Origin of the sequence: Pseudoduganella violaceinigra DSM 15887 (assembly GCF_000425385.1) — a bacterium.
Lineage (GTDB): Bacteria > Pseudomonadota > Gammaproteobacteria > Burkholderiales > Burkholderiaceae_D > Rugamonas > Rugamonas violaceinigra.
On the sequence record NZ_AUDI01000012.1, the window covers coordinates 33,383 to 52,250 of the forward strand.

The 18,868-nt window shown below is 62.1% G+C and carries 19 protein-coding genes; 7 read left to right on the forward strand and 12 right to left on the reverse strand.

What is annotated here, in order from left to right:
- Positions 1-43: 43 nt before the first annotated feature.
- The 7 genes from H597_RS0108145 to H597_RS0108175 all read right to left on the reverse strand — a co-directional run bounded on the left by H597_RS0108145 (position 44) and on the right by H597_RS0108175 (position 5,877).
- Positions 44-343, reverse strand: a complete 300-nt coding sequence (locus H597_RS0108145; protein WP_028101706.1) for a hypothetical protein — start codon at positions 341-343, stop codon at positions 44-46.
- A 582-nt stretch (positions 344-925) separates the two neighbouring features.
- The gene (locus H597_RS34735) at positions 926-1,522 is read right to left on the reverse strand and encodes a hypothetical protein (protein ID WP_154668022.1); all 597 of its coding nucleotides are present in this window, start codon (positions 1,520-1,522) and stop codon (positions 926-928) included.
- Between the two features lie 324 nt (positions 1,523-1,846).
- The gene (locus tag H597_RS36210; protein ID WP_371850722.1) at positions 1,847-2,170 is read right to left on the reverse strand and encodes a DUF6678 family protein; all 324 of its coding nucleotides are present in this window, start codon (positions 2,168-2,170) and stop codon (positions 1,847-1,849) included.
- 537 nt (positions 2,171-2,707) lie between these two features.
- A complete protein-coding gene (locus H597_RS0108160) occupies positions 2,708-3,151 on the reverse strand; it encodes a hypothetical protein (RefSeq protein ID WP_028101707.1) in 444 nt (147 codons plus the stop codon).
- 134 nt (positions 3,152-3,285) lie between these two features.
- Complete coding sequence (locus tag H597_RS35845) at positions 3,286-4,125, reverse strand: hypothetical protein (protein WP_229632124.1); 840 nt, start codon at positions 4,123-4,125, stop codon at positions 3,286-3,288.
- Between the two features lie 97 nt (positions 4,126-4,222).
- Positions 4,223-5,041 carry a sugar phosphate isomerase/epimerase family protein gene (locus H597_RS0108170; RefSeq protein ID WP_028101709.1) on the reverse strand — a complete coding sequence of 273 codons (819 nt, stop codon included), beginning with the start codon at positions 5,039-5,041 and terminating at the stop codon, positions 4,223-4,225.
- Entirely contained in the window at positions 5,038-5,877 is an 840-nt protein-coding gene (locus H597_RS0108175) for a phytanoyl-CoA dioxygenase family protein (RefSeq protein ID WP_028101710.1), read from the reverse strand. Before H597_RS0108175 ends, H597_RS0108170 begins: the two co-directional genes overlap by 4 nt.
- Before the next feature lie 105 nt (positions 5,878-5,982).
- Between H597_RS0108175 and H597_RS0108180 the strand changes: the two genes are divergently transcribed.
- Both H597_RS0108180 and H597_RS30170 read left to right on the forward strand, forming a co-directional pair.
- Positions 5,983-6,918 (forward strand): LysR family transcriptional regulator, encoded by a 936-nt coding sequence (locus H597_RS0108180; protein WP_028101711.1) that lies wholly within the window; start codon positions 5,983-5,985, stop codon positions 6,916-6,918.
- A gap of 7 nt (positions 6,919-6,925) precedes the next feature.
- Positions 6,926-8,122: a DUF418 domain-containing protein gene (locus tag H597_RS30170; RefSeq protein ID WP_051293622.1), complete on the forward strand. Its 1,197-nt coding sequence runs from the start codon at positions 6,926-6,928 to the stop codon at positions 8,120-8,122.
- Positions 8,123-8,170: 48 nt separating this feature from the next.
- On the opposite strand, the gene H597_RS30175 is transcribed toward H597_RS30170, so the two are convergent.
- On the reverse strand, positions 8,171-9,199 hold the full coding sequence (locus tag H597_RS30175; RefSeq protein ID WP_035373539.1) for a M29 family metallopeptidase: 1,029 nt from the start codon (positions 9,197-9,199) through the stop codon (positions 8,171-8,173).
- Between the two features lie 142 nt (positions 9,200-9,341).
- Between H597_RS30175 and H597_RS30180 the strand changes: the two genes are divergently transcribed.
- Together H597_RS30180 and H597_RS30185 are read left to right on the forward strand one after the other, a co-directional pair.
- Positions 9,342-9,797 (forward strand): hypothetical protein, encoded by a 456-nt coding sequence (locus H597_RS30180; RefSeq protein WP_028101712.1) that lies wholly within the window; start codon positions 9,342-9,344, stop codon positions 9,795-9,797.
- A gap of 48 nt (positions 9,798-9,845) precedes the next feature.
- Complete coding sequence (locus H597_RS30185; protein ID WP_051293623.1) at positions 9,846-10,127, forward strand: hypothetical protein; 282 nt, start codon at positions 9,846-9,848, stop codon at positions 10,125-10,127.
- Here the strand turns inward: H597_RS30185 and H597_RS0108205 are convergent.
- On the reverse strand, positions 10,111-10,761 hold the full coding sequence (locus tag H597_RS0108205; RefSeq protein ID WP_028101713.1) for a hypothetical protein: 651 nt from the start codon (positions 10,759-10,761) through the stop codon (positions 10,111-10,113). The genes H597_RS30185 and H597_RS0108205 overlap by 17 nt on opposite strands.
- A 52-nt stretch (positions 10,762-10,813) precedes the next feature.
- Between H597_RS0108205 and H597_RS0108210 the strand changes: the two genes are divergently transcribed.
- Positions 10,814-11,161 (forward strand): hypothetical protein, encoded by a 348-nt coding sequence (locus tag H597_RS0108210; protein ID WP_035373540.1) that lies wholly within the window; start codon positions 10,814-10,816, stop codon positions 11,159-11,161.
- Here H597_RS0108210 and H597_RS30190 read toward each other — a convergent pair.
- Positions 11,158-13,218, reverse strand: a complete 2,061-nt coding sequence (locus H597_RS30190; protein WP_035373541.1) for a tetratricopeptide repeat-containing diguanylate cyclase — start codon at positions 13,216-13,218, stop codon at positions 11,158-11,160. The genes H597_RS0108210 and H597_RS30190 overlap by 4 nt on opposite strands.
- Before the next feature lie 287 nt (positions 13,219-13,505).
- On the opposite strand from H597_RS30190, the gene H597_RS30195 reads away from it, so the two are divergent.
- Complete coding sequence (locus H597_RS30195; RefSeq protein WP_035373542.1) at positions 13,506-14,381, forward strand: ABC transporter ATP-binding protein; 876 nt, start codon at positions 13,506-13,508, stop codon at positions 14,379-14,381.
- Positions 14,378-15,931 carry a hypothetical protein gene (locus tag H597_RS30200; RefSeq protein WP_051293624.1) on the forward strand — a complete coding sequence of 518 codons (1,554 nt, stop codon included), beginning with the start codon at positions 14,378-14,380 and terminating at the stop codon, positions 15,929-15,931. The genes H597_RS30195 and H597_RS30200 overlap by 4 nt, the downstream gene beginning before the upstream one ends.
- A gap of 15 nt (positions 15,932-15,946) precedes the next feature.
- Here H597_RS30200 and H597_RS0108230 read toward each other — a convergent pair whose 3' ends face one another.
- Positions 15,947-16,891, reverse strand: coding sequence for a hypothetical protein (locus H597_RS0108230; protein WP_028101715.1), 945 nt, complete (start codon positions 16,889-16,891; stop codon positions 15,947-15,949).
- Between the two features lie 93 nt (positions 16,892-16,984).
- Positions 16,985-18,814: a methyl-accepting chemotaxis protein gene (locus H597_RS30205; RefSeq protein WP_083941008.1), complete on the reverse strand. Its 1,830-nt coding sequence runs from the start codon at positions 18,812-18,814 to the stop codon at positions 16,985-16,987.
- Positions 18,815-18,868 lie beyond the last annotated feature (54 nt).

Sequence of the window (18,868 nt, forward strand, 5' to 3'; positions counted from 1 at the left end):
CGCAAGAACAAGTGAAGCAGGGAATTCTTCGCGAAGCGCGGTTCTAAAAGTCAGTCCACATTGGCTGGCCGGGCTTGGGACTTCCCGCCACCAGCAAGTGCTGATGCTTGCGGCAGCATAGCTCCTGGTACCAGCCGTAATGCGGGTCATTGCATATCGACGCTTCGATGATGTCTGGCAGTGCGCTTTTGGGCGTGGTGAGGTCTTTGGCCAGATGTGCGAAGACCGATCCCGTTTTGGGCCAGTCGGCGACTACCGGCTTTTCGATTAACGAATTGCCGTTCGCAAGTTCCTTCGCCAGGATTGCCGCCAATTCGGCGCAAAGCTGTCCATTATTTTTCATACGTGATTGATAAACCTTATTTGGACTGAAGCCTGTGGTGGGGCAACGTTCTGTTTGGGGTTTTTTGGGGACTGCAGGGTAATTGAAATGCTAACCGATGTGCCGCTTGTCGCTGTCGCTTCCAAGCTTAGCTGCTGTCGATGCTCCCCGTAGCCCCAAGGCACGCACAGCCCCAAATGCCAAAGCGGTTGTGCCACCGATAATGACCAACTCTCGACTTTGCCAGAGCCAATCCAGCGCTGAAAGATAGGATAGTCGTGCTGTTATAACGAACGCGACAAGCAATCCAAGTAGCCCGCCAGCCGCTATTGTTACTGAGACAGTATCGAGGGCGTATCTGCGCAGGATCAGGAATGCCTGGAGGCCCATTAGCCCAACCGCAACAAGCGAACAGAAATAGCCGAGGACCGATAGCGTTAACAGCGACGCAAAATCGGTACCGAACCCGCCTCCGAGGCCCGGGCTAGACAAGGCGAAAAAGATGGCAGGCACAACCGGTGCGACGAAAAACGCGACTACTGCTGCTTTGTCATCTCTCATTGGTAAGGCCGTTAAAAATTGTTGGAGCGGTGAGCGAAATGCTTATCCTGGTGACCGCCCGCAGCTGCCGCCAGCGGCTGAATAATTGAATTGTCCAGTCTCTACGTCGACGATAAACCTTCCACCCAGGCTATCTTCGATCCAGAGTCTGCTAGGCGTGTCGAGAAGAGCGGAAAATCCGTTGCACCGCCAATGAATCGATGAGGTGGTGGTGCGAATTCGCTTCAGATCGCGTTCCGAGAAGAGATCGAGCAGGGTGTATTGTTTTACGATGCTTCCGTCCGGCGAGTAGATGACCAGCGCTGCGCCAATTCCTTGATTGTGCCAGTTATCCAGCGTAATCAGGTTTCCGCCTTCTGTTACCTCAATTTGTTGAGGAGCAATCGGGTTAAGCAGTGTGGCACGGCTAACCAATGTGTAGTTCTCGCCATCGTATTTGTACCATTCCGCAACCGCATACGGGCCTTTTTCCCTACCGGAATAGCCAAAGACATCGCCCATGCTTTTCCCCGGTGTCACGTGTACGACATACGAGCCGTTTTCACTGGACTTCCCTAATGGGCGCGGCGCGCGCGTGGAGTCGGCATTGGCGCTTAGGGACAAGCAAAGCGAAGCAAGCGCGAGCAGAATTTTTTTCAAGGGCAGTGCACCATCAATTTGAGTGAACCGCCACCGCGGCACGGGAATAGCAACATGTTTAATCCGTTATTTGCCGAAATCGGGCAGCGCGAAATCGATGCGGCGTTGGCCCCGATCTGTTTCTCCTGTTTTGGGGCAAGCCCAAGTGCGGCATGAATGGCAATGCTAGGCACTACGTTGCTCTAGCCACGTAAATGCGACCATATCGTTGTGAACCTCGTAGCAGTAGGTTGCGGTCCTTCGGGATTGGATGGAAAACCTTTCAAGGAAACCTCTAAGTCAAATTATGTGATTAGCCTTTTGATGCTGAACTCGCAAGCGCCACTAGTGGCGGGCAGAAATGCAAATCGCTTCTGGCTCGATGCAATAGTTCGCACCAGCGGTATCCAGCGCCCGACACAACTGGGCAGTCAAATCTTCGACTAGCGGGGCTACCAGACGCCCCCGTGCCGTTGTCCTGAGTCTTTTTACCATCAGGTATTCGATGGCCCGAAATGGAATTGGTCCACCTGAACACTCCAAATATCCAGGCACGGGAACGATCAGGCTTGGAGACCATCTCTCCAAACTTTCGCCCCCAAGCTCCTTTAACCTGCTCTCAAGGCGCAGCTCATGGATGGCCGCAACGACCGATTCCCAATCCAACATATGCCAATTCCTTTACCAACGCTTGAGTTGCGGACGGTACTACGCGAGATATCGCTGTACTTCAGAACCCACTGCCGAAGCCGATAGTGACTGTCGGGTGGTGGCCCGAACCCTTGGGGAACATAAGGCCGGCGCGCATAATCAGCAGCTAGCCTTCGATCCCATAGTATTCGGTCTGCTTTTCCGCCAACCATGGATGCGATCTCGTTTTCCAGCGAGCCAGGTCGACGCCGCCATTGAAGATCCCATGGCTTCGGCCACCAATCCGGTAGCCGACGAAGTCCTTGCTCCCATAGAGTCCGAATTCATGGCCGACGGTCACTGCTTCGTCAGAGCTGATAGGGACAGCCAGCCCAAGTCGCGCCGAGACGCCGAGTGGAGCTAGAGGCCCATGGTTGTGTATTCGAGAAGATCAGAGACTTGAGTGCCCGCCTGTACGGCGCCGCTCGAAAGCAATGCTGCAAGGGCGAAAGCGATTTTGTTTTCGAATTGTTTCATTGTTTCCTTTGACGTGACCGCCTCAGAGTGAATGCCGGCCTAGAACCCGAAACCGAGGCCGAAGGTCACTGTCGGGTGGTGGTCCGAGCCTTTGGGGAACATGAGGCCGGCGCGCAGAATCAGCAACTGCGCTTCGACCCCGTAATACACGGTTCCCTCCTCCGCCAACCATGGATGCGACCTTGTTTTCCAGCGTGCCAGGTCGATGGCGCCGAAGAAGACGCCATGGCCGGTCGCTGCAGCGCGGTAGCCGACAAAATCCTTGCTGCCATATAGTCCGAACTCATGGCCGATGGTAATGGCCTCATTGGCGCCAGTCGGGACAGCCAGTCCCAGGCGGGCCGAGGTACCAAGCGGAGATTCGGCCCAGATGCCAACGGTCATATGTTCGAGCACGTCAGATGTCTTGCCTCCCGCGTGGACGCCGCCGCTCGAAAGCAATGCGGCAAGGCCAAAGGCGATTTTATTTCCCAATTTTTTCATGCGTTAAAAGCGGATGTTCCGTGTTGCTGGATATTTGCGGGCACGATTGATACGTGCCGGGAAGGTGGCGAGGGCGATGCTGACGGAGGTTCGAGGAACGGCAAGGGACGGCCTTGCTTGCGCAAGCCATTTGATCAAGTATCGTATTGGCCGCTATCCCAAGGCTCGAAGAATGCCATATAGTTGCCCGGCTGGGCCTCGACTGCCCAGACATCATCTTCGTCTTCGGGCGCGCGCAGCACCAGGCCGAAAGTCGTACCGAACTTTTCAACTGCGAACGGGGCGATCTCGATCCTCTGGTAGGTCACCGGTCCCAAATCGGCCAGACGCTTTTGCTGGAGGGACTGGCGTGCCGACCGGTCCATTGTGGCCCGGCTGCCGCAGCGGTCGATTTTCGCGTCCAGCAGCATGCCGTCCGCATCGAACAGATAGAGGGCCAAAAATTCCTCGCCATCGCGGCCGCCGACGGCTGGTTCGAACGGCGTCGTCAGGAAGAACTGCCGGCCATCGGCAGTTGTCCCGACAAACGCGGCATGGTAGTCATCGTGGTCGATCGCGATGAGTTCAGGCGGCGATGGATCATCGGAACCGCATGAAATTTCTTCGAGCCTGCCGTCGATCGAGAAATCGTCCAGCGAGAAAAGCTGGGTGAACAGCGCGTCGATGGCGTTGGCGATCCTGGCGACACTGGTCTCGTGGTCAAAATTGACCGTGGCATACTTTTCCGCTTCCCACGATTCGATGCGCCAGCCGGGAAGCTGGTCGAGCACGTCGGCCAGCACGGCGTCCGGCGCTTGCTGGGCCGGATAGGCGAAGTTCAATGTGCCGAAAACGAATTGCACCCATGCTTCGGGATGCCCGTCCACCTCCAGCGTGGCGCACAGCTCGTCATCGGAATCCGATGGCGAGCTGGCGTAGCTTTCCAAAACTTCACGTATCAGAGTGGAAATTTCTGCGATCCGGTCGGCACCCATTCAAAGCTTCAAGATAAATATTGCGAAATTGCAATTAATATTATGGCAGCTAATTGGCGAATCGCAAAACGCTGCGAACCGTGCGCGCCCCCCTGCGTTAGGAGCAATAGCGCTGGCGCAGCAGATTCAGCATCGCGACATTCTGGTCCCAGGCGTTGCTGACCGGCTGCCCGGTGTAGGGCAGGGTGAAGGTGTAGGGCGCGGGGCCGAACTCGGGGGTGAGCGTCATGCGTTCGGCGCCGGCATTGCGGCGCAATTCGATGACGCGGTCCCACCAGGCCAGATGGGCCTTCAACGCGTCCGCGCTTTCCGGTGCGCGGAAGTCGGCGACTTGCGGGCCTTGCTGGTGGCCGATACGGGCGTGGATGTGGCGCACGCGCGGCAATACCTTGGCCAGCATCAGCTCCTGGTCTTCCAGCAGCGATTCGCAGGCCACGCACCAGTGCGAAAGATCGGCGTTCAGGTGCAGCTCCGGCAAGCGATCGAGGTAGGGCAGCAGCAGCATCGGGTGGCCGCTGAAGCGGCTGCGGTGGATTTCATGCACCACCGGCACGCCGTACTCTTTCGAGATATCGGCGGCCAGCGCGATCAGTTCCTCGTTCTGTTGCGGCGTGTACCAGTCCTTGCCGGTATGCGAGTTGACCAGCACCGGCTGCACTTCGCAGGCATTGCGCAGCAGTTCGCCGAGGGCCTGTTTGTGGGCGGCAAAGTCGCTGTGGAACACTGTCTCCCATTGGGCGACAATCAGGTCCAGCCCGGCGTTGGCGACCTTGTAGACCCAGTTGTCGCGCTGGGCGCGGTCCAGCGGCAGGGACATTTCGATGCCGTCGAAGCCGGCCTCCTTGACCTTGGCGATGAAGACGTCCGGCGGCAGCTCGTTGCTGCCCCAGTGCGGTGCGAAGATGCTGATTTTCACAGGAAGCCTCGCACTGGGAAGGATGCGTCGCGCTGGATCCAGTTACGCTTGGAGTAGGCGGTGCGGCCGTCGGTCACATGCAGGGTGTAGGCATGGCGCGAAACCGGCGAGCGGTTCGGCGCGCTGTAGTGCGGCAGCAGCCCATGGAAGCAGACCAGCGAGCCGGCCTTGCATTCCAGCGGGACGGCGGTGGCGTTGGTCGGCCACGGCGTGTCGTCCAGCTTTTCCACGCTCACCTGGTCGCCCTCGCGGATGAAGCGTTCGCGCAGCGGCGAGCGGTGGCCGCCCGGTTCCGCCCACATGCAGCCGTTTTCCAGGGTGGCGTCTTCCAGCGCAAACCAGAAGGTGGTGACGCTGACCGGCGTGGTATCGAAATAGGTGGCGTCCTGGTGCCAGCGCACCTCGCCGCCGATGCCGGGCTGCTTGAAGATGTACATCGACTGCCATACCTGCGGTTCGGCCAGGCCGATATCGCGTGCGATCTGCTCCAGACGGGCGTCGGCCGTGAAGGCGCGGAAGGCCGGGTCCAGGTCGTGCATGGCATGGCCGATCTTGTTGATCGACAGTTCCTTGGCCTGCTTCAGCTGACCGTCCGGGCCGAAGGCTTCCTCTTCAAAGAAGCAGCGCACGGTGTTGTCGGAGCCGAGGAAATAGTCGTCGGCTTTCTTTTCCTGTTCCTTGGTGGTGAAGATGCCTTGTGCGACCGCCGGGTCGAACTCGTTCACGACCTGTGCGGCGCGCGCGCGCAGGGCGGCGATTTCTTCGGCGGTTTTGAAGCCGGGGATGACGATGAAGCCGTCTTTTGCGTATTGGGCCTTTTGGGCGTCGGTCAACATATTGCTGCTCCTGTTCTTAATGCAGGTCATTTTAAGGAAGCCATTGGTGGCCAACAATGCGCAAACGGTTGACACATTGTCTTCAATATGGAGACAATTGGCCGCATGGACCAGCTCAGGGCAATGGAAATCTTCGTGGAGGTGGCGCGCCAGCGCAGCTTCAGCGGCGCGGCGCGCCGGCTGGGCATTTCGCGCGCCATGGTGAGCAAGCATGTGATCGCGCTCGAGGAGCGCCTGAATGCGCGCTTGCTGCACCGTTCGACCCGCGATGTGAGCCTGACCGATGCCGGCCAGGCCTATCTGGAGCCCTGCGCCCTGGCGGTGCTGCAGGCGCAGGAAGCGGCGCGGGTCGTGACGCACGCCGGCATCGAGCTGGCAGGGCCGCTGCGGATCCAGGCGCCGTCCAGCTTCGGCAGCGAGTGGCTGGCCGACGCGTTGGCGCGATTCAGCCTGCCGCACCCCCAGTTGCAGCCGCTGCTGCATGTGGACGACGCGCTGCTGGACCCGATCGAACATGGCTTTGACCTGACCATTCGCGTGGGAGGGATTCCCGATAGCCGTGCGCTGGCGATCCGGCCGCTGGCGCCTTGCCGCGGCGTGCTGTGCGCCTCGCCGGCTTACCTTGCCAAGGCGGGACGGCCGGAAGCACCGGAGGATCTGCATCGCCACCAGTGCCTGCATTTCAGCCACCTCACCGGCGGCATCGCCTGGCACTTCGCGCGCGGCGAGGAACAAACCACGGTGCGGGTGGCGCCGTCCTTTACCGCCAATAATGGCATGGTGCTGCAGCATGCGGCGCTGCGCGGGCTGGGAATTGTGTACTCCACCACCTTCCTGGCCTGGCGCGACATCATCGAGGGACGCCTGGTGCCGGTGCTGGCGGACTGGGAACTTCCGCTGAACCATTTGAGCGCCCTGTACCCGGCCACGCGCCAGCTGTCGCCGAAGGTGAGGGCGCTGATTGACTTCCTGGTGGCGGAATACCAGCCGCTGCCGCCCTGGGACAAAGCGCTGCTGGATGCGGGATTGTTAAATATATAAACTACAGATGAATAATTATCGCCTCCACCATGTCGATGCTCTGCGCGGTTTTGCGCTGCTGGGCATCCTGGCCGTCAATATCTGGTCGTTCGCCGATCCCTATTTCTCGTCCGGCATGAACAACCCGCGCTATCACGAGGTGCTCGACGTGGCGGTGCGTTTCATGACGACGCTGCTGTTCGAGGCCAAGTTCTATCTGCTGTTCTCCTTCCTGTTCGGCTACAGCTTCACGCTGCAGATGGCGGCGGCCGAGCGCGCGGGCGCCGCATTCCGTCCGCGCATGCTGCGCCGGTCGGCTGGCCTGGTTGTGCTGGGCGTCCTGCATGGTTGCCTGCTGTTCTATGGCGACATCCTGAACCTGTATGGCCTGCTTTGTTTGCTGTTGGTGGCTTTGCATGAGCGCCTGCGGCGCACGGCGGAAGCGGGAGCGGTTCTGCTGATGGTGGCGGCCTTGATGCTGGTGGTGCTGGGTGTGCTGGTCATGCTTACGCCGGAAGCGGCGGCGCCGGATTTGGCGGGCGTATCCGCCAAGCTGGCCGCCTTTCACGGCGGCGCGGGCAGCACCCTGGCCTATACCTCGGGCGAGTTCCCCGGGATCGCGGCCCTGCTGATGTTTGGCCAGGGGCCGAGCGCCCTGGCAATGTTCCTGTTCGGCCTGGGGGCGGGGCGCTTGGGCCTGCTGCAAAGCGTCGACGCATTCCGTCCGCTGGTGGCGCCGATCCTGCGTCTCGGTGCTATGTTGGGGCTTGGCGGCGCCCTGCTGTACGCAGCTGCTTCGGCGTTTGCACCGGGCGGTGCGCTGATATTATTCGCCACGGCGCTCAGCTACCTGACAGCACCGTTGCTGACTGCGGCATATGGCGTAGGCATGATGCTGCTGTTCGAAAGCCGCTATGGCGCGCGCGTGGTTGCGGCGCTGGCGCCGATGGGTAAGCTCGCCTTGAGCAATTACCTGCTGCAGTCGCTGGTGATGGCGCTGCTGTTCACCGGTTATGGACTTGGGTTGTGCGACAAGCTATCGCCAATCGCCGTGATAGGGCTGGTGCCGGTGATCTATCTGGCGCAGATGGCGCTCAGCGCATGGTGGACCACGCGCCATGTCTACGGCCCGGCAGAGTGGGTGTTGCGTGCAATTACGAATTGGAATGTGGTGCGATCCGGGGAACCAAACGAATCAGATGTGAAGTCTAAATCCGGCGATTAGGCCAACGTCAGGGGCAGCGGGATCGCTGCGCTCCTCCGTCTAGCTATGCTAGCACTGGGCCACCCAGCCGCCGTCGCGGTAGACTTGATCGTCATCAAGATAGACCGCGTCGGTCTGGACGAACACGTCGACGTGGAAGCGGGCGTCCTTGCGCTTGAACTGAGGCTTCTGGTACTGCCCGTGCTTGGCGCCCAGCGAGAGGTGGATGCCGCACATACGCTCATAGGTGCCGATATCGTCCACCGTGCGTTCGCGCGAAAAGGCGCGGTTCATGCCGAAGCCGAGCTCGCGCACCCATACCTCGCCTTCATGCGCGCGGATGATGGACAGCATATTGTCGAACTCCGGCGTGCTGTGTTCGGCGCCGACAACACGGCCTTTTTCCACGATCATGGTGATCGGCGTGGCCGGCCGGTTGACGTGGAAGGTGGTATCGCCGAATACGAAGACTTTGGCGCGGCCGTTCACCGCTTCCAAGTCCTGCGCCTCGGTGAATACTTCGCCGATAGGGAACAGACCGCCAACGTTTTTCATGGCGCTGTAATCGCCGATATTCAGCTTGGCCTCCTCGAACGGCGAAGCGAACAGCAGGCGTTCGCCGCCGCTTTCCACCACGCCCGATTGCGCGCGGTCGATGCGCGCCTTGAGCGCGTGGCCGACGCCGCGGTAATAGACCGGGTCATAGGCCAGCGCGTCGACATACACCAGCCCTTGCCCGTCCGGCATGCGCGACAGGTGCATATGCTCGATCACCTTCAGCCCGCGCTTGAACAGCTCCATGCGGATGCGGTATTCGTTCAGGCGGAAGCTGGTGGTCTGGACCAGGACCACCAGGTCGCCGGCCTTCAGTTGCTCGAAAGCCGCAAGTACCTGCTCGGGCTGAACCGTGTCGAAGTCGATGAAATGCCCGTCGGGCAGGGCGGCACGGTAGGCGCCGGCCAGCACTTCGGCCAGCGGGCTGCGCTGGTCAAAAACCAACAGCGCCTGCTGTGGCGGGGCGTATTCGATGGCGTGGGTAAGCAGGTCGCGGACATTGCGGGCGGCCGCATCCCGGACGGCAGGTGGAAAAGCGTTCATTTTCGGCTATAAAGAGGATGAGGCCTGCGCATTATACGGTGTGGCGCGGCTTGAACCGGGATAGGGGCCGATGTAGAATCGGGAGAATATGGCTAGGGAGAAACATTTGACCACCCCGGCCTACCATCTCGCGGGGGCAGCAATGGGAATACAGTTTGGCCAGGATTTACCGCTGCAGCGGCCCGACGATGCGGATAATCGGGCGGCCGTTTTCGTGCCCACCGCCAATATCAAGGAAGACGTCCTGGCGGCTGTGCGCAAAGGGGCGGCGGTGGTCGGCTTCGGCAATCACGACCATACCTTGACCATCTACTACGAGAGCAACCGCTTCAACGACCCCGCGCTGGCGAAATGGGAGAACAAGGCGCGCAAGGCCTATGACCGCCTGCTCGACAATCTGCCCACCACCTCGAAGATGGTTTGCAAACTGGACAATTTTGAACAGATCGGCTACATCAGCACCAGCGGCATCACCATCCGCCGCCGCGCCAGCCTGGATCGCTGGCTCGAGTTTTCGGAAGCAATGGATTCGGCACCCGACAGCGATAACGTCGCTTTCGCCCCGCCGCCGCCGCCGAAAAAAATCGTCGCCGAATAAGGCCAGGTCGGTGTTACCATCTTCCCAACGCTGAAATCCGGAGGGCAGATGGACACCGGTTTATTCTCTGTTGGCGGTGCATTCGTGCTGGTGTTGCTGGCTTCCAATATTGCCCGGCATCTGTTCATGCATCATGCGAGGGCGCGCGGGACCGATATGATGTCCACCGATACGGCCGGCTGGCTGTTGTTCGTTGGCGTGGCCTTTCTTGGCGCTGCCGTCATCGGCGTGCTGAACCTTTCCAAATTCCTCAATCTGGCTTTCTGCAGCACCCTGCTCGTCTTCGGCGTGGCCGCCCTGGTCGGCGCCTTCGTCATTGGCCGCCACTAGCCTCCTCTTGCCAGGCGACGGGGATATGGCGGATCTCGCTGGCGTTCCATGCCGTGACCAAGCCCTCCACCTGTTTGCTATTGCCCGAGTTCGACACTTTCAGCGCCGCCACGTGATAACGGTAATCGGGCCCGAACTGGCGTTCTGCCGCCAGCAGGGCGCGTTCGGCCGCTTCGCCATGCAGGAGCAGGGCCGCCATGGCGCACAGCAGCGCGGCCAGTCCGGCGCCGCTGGCGGCAGGCAGCCCCATATGGCGCGGCTTGTGGCCGGCGGCATTGCGCGCGGCCAGCACAGCGGGGGCGCCCAGGGTGCGGTACAGCCAGTGCAGCAGGACCAGCCAGGTGGCGCTGGTGAGAAGCGAGGGGAGGATGCGCGGCTGCAGCTTGAGCTGGGCCAGGGTCAGGTCGACCGGCTGCATCAGCGGCCAGGCCAGCATCATCACGCCGAGGGCGCACAGGCCGAAGGCGGCGATCCAGCGCACCATCGAGGCCACGTGCAGGCTGCCGCACAGCAAACCGATACCGGCCGCCGCGCTGAGCAGGAACACGCCGGACCGTAGGGCCAGCAAGTCGCAGGTGCCCAGCACCACCAGCACCATGCCCGCCCGCTTAAGGATGGGAATGTGCGCGTCCATTGGGGTATTCTAGCGTAACATTTCCCCTATGCAGGAACCAAAGGAGACTTCCATGAAAAGCATGATCGCAGTGTTGTTTGCGGCGCTGGCGATGGCCGCGGTGAGCGGCTGCCACAAACCGGAGGACAAGCGCATCGGCCCGGCCGAACAGGCTGGTCGCGAGATCGACAAGGCTGCCGTCCAGGCCGGCGAAAAGCTGGACCAGGCCGGCCAGAAGCTGGACCAGGCGGCGCTGCATGCCGGCGAAAAGCTGGACCAGGCCGGCCAGAAGCTGGACGAGGCGGCCCAGCACGCCGGCGAAAAGCTGAACCAGGCAACGGAAAAACTGGGCGAGAAAGTCGAGCAGGCGGGCAAGGACATGCAGCAATCGGCCCGCGAAGCGCGCAAGGAAAAGAATTAATTGCCGGACTTGCTTTTCAGCGGCACCACATTGGATGGCGGCGGATCGTCGGGCGTGCTGCCCAGCACCAGGGTCAAGTCGACGAAGCCGGTGCGCCAGGCCTGCTCCAGGTTCTGTTCGATGGCTTCCATCGAGGTCTTCTCGAAGTTGGTAAAGCCGCGCACGCCGTAGGCGCGGTTGCGGCCATGGGCTTTGGCCAGGTAGAGCGCCATGTCGACCAGGTTGACCGCGCGCTCCCACGGGAGCGGCGTACCGCCCGGGGCCAGCGGGAAGGGCGCGAAACCGACCGACACGTTGACATAGATGTTCTGCTCCTGGAACGGCACCGGCTGCGACGATACGCAGCCCAGGATGCGGCGTGCGATTTCATCCACGCCGTTGCGCGGGATGGCCGGCAGGAAGGCCAGGAATTCCTCGCCGCCCCAGCGTACGATCATGTCCGTCTCGCGCAGCGCAACACGCAGGCTCTCCGCAATCATCTTCAGCACCGAATCGCCGGCCGCGTGGCCATAGGTGTCGTTGACGTGCTTGAAGTGGTCCACATCGAGCAGGAACAGGGCGCCGACGATGTCCTCGCCGTTGGCGCCGCGGCGCTCGACCTGGTTATGCGAGCGCATGTATTCCTGGAAGTGGCGGCGGTTGTACAGGGACGTGAGCGGGTCGAGCGAGCTTTGCGCTTTCAGCTCCAGGTTCTTCACCTCCAGCTGGGCATTTGCCTGGCGCACCTTGCGGTACAGCATGCCGACAATCACCGCCGCCATGGCGAACACGATCGCCAGCAGCCACCAGATACGCTGCTGCAGGCGGCGCGCGGTCAGTTCCGCCCCCTTGGCCTGGTTTTCGTGCGACAGCTGTTCGATCTGGCGCTTCTTCTTTTCGGTATCGTATTTTTCCTGCAGCTCCCACATGGCTTTCTTGCGCTGCGCTTCGAACATCTCGTTCGATAGCTTGCGTTCGCGGTGATACGCTTCCACCGCGCCCTGGTAGTCGCCAACCCGTTCGAGTGCTTCGCCGTACTCGGTCAACAGCGCCTGCAGTTCGGGCTTGTCGCCGGTCTTTTCGTAGTAGGCCATGCCTTGTGCGAAGGATTTCTTGCCTTCGGCTACCTTGCCGGTGGCCATATAGGCCTGGCCGGCATTGATGCGCGCCGTCGCTTCATTGGCTTCATCGTTCGCATCGCGTGCCGCGGCGGAGGCCTCATTGGCGTAGCGCAGCGCGCTCGGGAATTCGTGCAGTTTCAGGTTGACGTCGGACAGGTTGACCAGCGTGGTGGCGAGCATGCGCTGGGCGCCGAGCTTGCGTACCAGCTCGAGGTTGGACAGCAGGGCGCGCATGCCGCGCTTGTACTGGCCGGTGTCGACCGCCAGGCCGTACTCGGTATTGTTGGCGATCGCCATGCGGCCCGGCGAATTCAGCGCTTCCGATACTTCGAAGGTTTCACCCAGGGTTTCCCAGGCCTTTTCGTACTCGCGCATCTGGGTGTACAGCAGCGTCAGGGCATTCAGGGCGCTGGCCAGCGGCACATTGTCGTCTTTGATCTGGTGCGCCAGTTCCACCGCCGACTGCAGCCGGCTCAAGGCGACCGGGTAGTTGCCCTGTTCGGCATAGCTCTGGCCCGCCGTGATGGTGGCCTGCACGCGCAGCACCAGGTCGTCCGTGGTGCCGGCCAGTTTTTCCGCCTCGAAGGCCAGTTCGTGCGACACCTGGCGCTCGTTCATCGCCGAACGCACATAGGCCCTGGTCAGCAGGCCCTTGGCGATGATGATCTTGTTGTCCTGTGCGCGGCCATAGTCGTACAGCTCGTCGGCCAGTGCAAGCGCGGTCTTGTATCTGCCCAGGCTGCGGTGCGTCAGGCTGAGCTGGGTCAGGAATTCGGCGCGGGTCAGGGGCGTGGCGGAGCGGGCCGCCGGCTCCATCTGCTGCAGCTGGACCAGGGCTTTGTCGGGGACGAAGCGGACCACTTCCCGGACCTGGGCGATGTCGGTGTCAAGCTGCGTCTGGGCCAGGGCAAGGAAGGGCGCGAGCAAGCCGGCGCAGGCCATTAAGCGCAGGCGCATGGAAAAGGTCGAAACCGGAAAGCCTGGCAACTTGGGTCCTTGTGGGTCGCGTGAGCAGCGTGTGCGCTTCATTATATGCCTGTTGCAAGCGGGAAAGCCTTCTCCTGACTCACAATTTGCATGCCAGGCGGCTTAACTGTGGGGAAAATGCAAGTGGTTTTTTCAGTTATGTAATGAGTTGCTCTTCCGTCCATCCTTCCGTTTCAACCGTTCGTCGCATTGGCCATGCGGCCCGCGTGGGGGCGGCGCTACAGTCGCTTCATCTTGAACTTTGAGGCGAGTACAACATGCTGGAACTGCGCAATGTCAGTAAGGCTTACCGTGAGCTGAAAGCCGTCGACGATATTTCATTGAAACTTGGTAGTGGCGTGGTTGGGCTTATTGGTCACAATGGCGCCGGCAAGACCACCCTGATGCAACTGCTTGCCACGCTGTCGCGGCCAAGTGCCGGCAGCATCCTGTTCGACGGCATCGATATTGTCCGCAATCCGGAAGCGATGCGGCGCCGCCTTGGCTTCCTGCCGCAGGAGTTCGGCGTCTATCCGAACCTGACGGCGCTGGAGTGCATGCAGTATTTCGCGGCGCTGAAAGGCGTGCGCGATCCGGCCCGCATCCGCCACCTGCTGGAGCTGGTGAACCTGTCCGAGCATGCGCGGCGGCCGGCCGCCTCGTTCTCGGGCGGCATGCGGCGCCGGCTGGGCATCGCACAGGCGCTGTTGAACGATCCCGACATCCTGATCGTGGATGAACCGACCGCAGGCCTGGATCCGGAAGAGCGGCTGCGTTTCCGCCGCCTGTTGTCCGAACTTGGCTTCGGCAAGCTGGTGATCGTGTCGACGCATATCGTGTCCGATGTGGAGAGCATCGCCGGCCAGCTGGCCATCATGCGCAAGGGCCGCTTGCTGGCGCTGGAAACGCCGGAGGCCATCCTGCAGCGCGCCCGCGGCCAGGTATGGCAGGCCAGCGTCGATGCAGCCGATTACGAAGCGCTGCGCAGCCGCTTGCATGTACTGCAGGCGCAGCGCCAGGGCACGCAAGTGCAGCTGCGCGTGGCGCATCCGGGGCCGCCGCTGTCCGGGGCGCAGCAGGTGGAGCCGAGCCTCGAAGAGGCCTTGATGGCGCAGCGCTATGCAATGTCCGAACCGATCGCGGTGGCGGCATGAACGGCCACGCTTTGCGCGTGCTTGCGCTGAACGAAGTCCGGCTGCGGCTGCGCCGCCTGTCCACGCTGGTGGTGCTGCTGGCGGTGGTGGGACTGTGCTGGCTGGCGATTGCCGATCCTGCCACCGGCGTGACGATGATGGTGATCGACAAGAAGCGGGTCCTGTACACCAGCCAGGCGCTGGCCTTTGGCAGCGCTCATATCGCCGGGCTGCTGCTCGGCCTGGCCGGCTTCTACCTGGTGCGCGGACGCGCGGCCGAAGACCTGCAAAGCGGCATGGGCGCCGTGATCGGCGCAACGGGCGCGGGCAATGCGCTGCTGGCGCTGGGGCGCTGGCTGGGCGGCGTGTGCTACCTGCTTCTATTTGTACTGGCCTACCTTGGTTCCACGCTGGCGCTGCATGCGCTGCGGGGCGAAGGGCCGATACAGCCGCTGGTCTATCTGCAGACCTACATCCTGATGCTGCTGCCGATTGCCAGCTACTGCGCGGCCTGCGCCGTCCTGTTCGACAATATCGGCGCGCTGGTGGGCAAGCGCGGCGACGTGCTGTATTTCTTCCTGTGGTGTATGCAGTTTGGCGCCGTGGCGGGCGTGACCGAACATCCAGGGACAACCTGGCCGATGTATATTGATTTCTCCGGCCTGTCCGTTGCCGTCACTACGCTGCGCGATCATTTCGCCACGACCTACTTCGCATTGGGGCGGCACGGATTCGATCCGGCGGTAGCGCCGGTCGTGATTCCGGATTCGCTGTGGACGCTGCGCGCCTGGTCGATCCGTTCCTGCACGCTGTTGTTGTCGATTTCGTTGCTGGCGCCAGCGTCGTTATTCTTCCACCGCTATTCGCCGGACCGGGTGCGGCCGCGCTCTTCGCGCCGCAACCGCTTATTGGCGCTGGCGGACCGCATCCTGCGTCCGGTGGGCTGGCTGGTGCGCCCGTTGCCGGCCCTGGCGATGCGCGTGCCCGGATTCGCGGGCGAAGTGCTGGCGGAAGTGGCCCTGGTGCTGGCCATGTCGCCTGCCGCCACGCTGGCGCTGGCCGGAATCGGGGCGGCAGCGATGCTGGCCCGCGGTGCGGCGCTGCAGGGGGTGATGACGATCGGCGTCGCCTGCTGGGGCGTGATTGTGTGCGGTATCGTGCCGCGCGACTGGCAGAACGGCGCCGATGCGATGACTGGCGTGCTGCCGGGCGGCGCGCTGCGGCGCTACCTGCGGCATTGGGCTGCGAGCCTGGTGCTCGCGCTTCCATTAGGCGTGGTGGCGCTGCGCTGGAGCGGCGAATCGCCCACGCGGGCTGCCGCCGCCTTCGCCGGGATGCTGGCGCTGGCATCGGCCGCCAGCTTGCTGGGAAGCCTGACGCGCGGGGCACGGCTGTTTATGGCGCTGTTCCTGTTCACATGGTATGTGGCGCTGAACACGCCGAAGGAGGCGGCGCTCGATCTGGTTGGCTTCAACGGAGCCGCCAATGCAGCCAGTGCGGCTGCGTGGGGCCTGGCCGCTTGCCTGGCTTGGGTGGCGGGACTTGTCCACACCCGCAGGGGAGCCTATTAGGAGAATGGCGGGCGGCTAGTATGGCGCGGGATTGAAGCCATGTGCATTGGCAAAGGGGATAAGCTTGAATCCGATGCCGATGGAGTTTTGCGGCTGCGTGTAATTCGATAAGGTGAACATGGGCCCGTGGTGGTAGCGCAGATACATGGTCAGCGTTGGCGTTCCCCGAACCCGAAACGCGAGATCGGCGTTTGCAGAGTCGGTCTTCAGCCCCTTGTTCCCCAAGCTCCAGTGCAGGCTGAATTCAGTCCCGTCCGAACGCCATGCGATTGCCGAAATGCGCAAGCGGTCGTAATCGGCGAAACGCGGATGCGAGTGGCTCAGCGGCCCCCAGGTAACGTCGCTCTCTTCGCCGAACACGTATTGCTTCAATTGGAGCATCAGTTGCCCGCCCTGGTTCTGGGTGCTTCCTGGTCCGGGCCAGGCACCGGTGAATGAAAGATAGTTGGCGCTGCGGCTGATCGTATCGAAAAATGCCCGGTCGCCGGAGCGGTATGCCTGGTCGGCGCGGGCTCGCACGTCCGCATCCTTGATGTCGAGGCTTTGCCCGTCCGAGCGATGCTCCAGCCCCAGATCGAACCAGCTCAGCTGCTCGGCAATCCACCGCATATGCAGGGCGGGATTGTTGATGCGGTTGATGACGGGCGAGGAGGGCCTCGTGTTCCAATAAAAGTCGAATTCGCCGGTATAGGCCGCGAAGTACTCCGGCTTGCAATGCCAAAAGGTGGCCAGCGCGCAGCCTTGCGGCTGTTGCGTGCCTGGGTTTACTGGTTCGGAGAGCAGGTAGCGGAATGAATAGTGGGCGGTGAAGGTATTCTTGTCCGGACTCGCACGCCGGTACATCGCGTAATTGGATTCGTAGGCTTGCAGGTAAGCGGGGCGTTCATTCGGGCCGGATGGTTCCTCGCCACAGGCAACGCCGGGCAGACAGAGCAGATAGGCAAGGACGCTTCGTTTCACGGCTTTCTCCAGGACGAAGTAACCCTGCCACCTTACCTCAGCCTTAAGACGCCAAATCTCCCGCTTTGTCACGCAGGCCTGCCGCTCATCGCCTTAGAACTCTTCCCATTCATCGGCGGCAGCGGCCTTGCGCGCCGGCGCCGGCGTTTGCGCGGCCGGTTTGACGGGCGCAGCGCGCGTCACTTTGGGCGCCACAGCGGCAGGCCGGGGCGCGACAGCGCGCACCGGGGCGGCGGCAGGCGCCCGTTGCGCGATGCCGCCTTTGATGCGGAAGATGCTGACCGCCTTGGCCAGTGCCTGCGCCTGTTCCTGAAGGCTTTCCGCCGCCGCGGCGGCCTGCTCGACCAGCGCGGCATTCTGCTGGGTGATGGCATCCATCTGGCCGATGGCCGTGTTGACCTCTCCGATGCCGCTGCTCTGCTCCTGGCTGGCGTTGGTGATCTCGCCCATGATGCCGGCCACTTTGTGCACAGAGGCGACAATGCGGTGCATGGTGTCGCCCGCCGCGTCGACCAAGCGCCCGCCTTCCTCGACGCGCGCCACCGAGGCGCCGATCAATTCCTTGATTTCCTTGGCCGCCGCCGCGCTGCGCTGCGCCAGGTTGCGCACTTCCGATGCCACCACCGCGAAGCCGCGCCCCTGTTCGCCGGCGCGCGCCGCTTCCACCGCCGCGTTCAGCGCCAGGATGTTGGTCTGGAAGGCAATGCCGTCGATTACGCCGATGATGTCGCCGATGCGCGCCGAGCTGTCCTTGATCGCCCCCATCGTGGTGACCACCTGGGACACCACGTCGCCGCCTTGTTCCGCCACATGCGCCGCTTCGGCCGCCAGCTGGTTGGCCTGGTTGGCGTTGCTGGCATTCTGCTGCACGGTATCGGTCAGGGTTTCCATGGCGCTGGCCGTTTCTTCCAGCGAGGACGCCTGCGACTCCGTGCGGGAAGAGAGGTCCGCGTTGCCGGTGGCGATTTCGCCGGTTGCTACGGTCATCTGGTTGGTACTGCTGCGGATATTGCCGATCATGTCCGCCAGGCCCTTGTTGATATGCTCCATCGCCTGCAGCAGCTGGCCGATTTCATCGCTGCGCGAAGCGTCGATATCGCGGCTCAGGTCGCCGCCTGCGATGCATTCCGCGGTATCGATCGCCTCCTGCAGGCCGGCACGGATGTAACGGTAGGCGAACAACAGGCAGGCCACGGCGGCGATCACCGACAGCGCCTGCAGCAACTGTGCCAGGAACTGCGCCTTGTCGAAGGCCGCGCTGGCGGACGCCACTTCGGCGCTGGTGCGTTCGTCGAGCAGGGCCAGGAATTCATTCACCGGCTGCATGATCTTGGCCTTGTTCTGGTGGTAGGCCTTGTCGTGCATGATGCGGCGCGCCATCTCGGGATCGGGCGGCGCTTCGCGGGTGAAGCCGCCTTTGCCGTCATCGAATTTGCCTTTGACCGCGTTCATCGCGATCACCTCGGTGTGAACCAGCTCATTGGAATTGGCTTCCGCTTCTTTCAGCTTGGCGAATTCCTGGTCGGTGAAGCCGGCGCGTTTCATCAGCTCCGACAGGGCGATGGTCTGGCCCGAGGAGGGCGGTACGGGAGCGCCAGCCGCGACGAAGTCCCAGTAGATGCGTTCATAATGCTGCGGGCGCGGTTTCTGGCCGTTGCGGATGGCCAGGATGTCCATGTATTGCTGCTCGTAGGCGGCCTCGCCCGACACCACATAGGTACGCGCCAGGCGGGTCAGGTCGTCCGAACTTTGCCGCAATTCGTCGGCCAGCAGGTAGGACTGGTAGCGCGAATCGGCGGCCCGTTTTGCTTCCGCCTCCTTGCTCGACACGCGCAGCAGCGACAGCATCGTCAATGCCGCCAACACCACTGTGATGGTGAAAAACGCGATGAAGATCCGCTTGATGGAAAGATTCTTTGGCATGGCACTGTCCTCCTCTGAGGGCAGCATACCCCGACTACATTTTGACTAGTAATT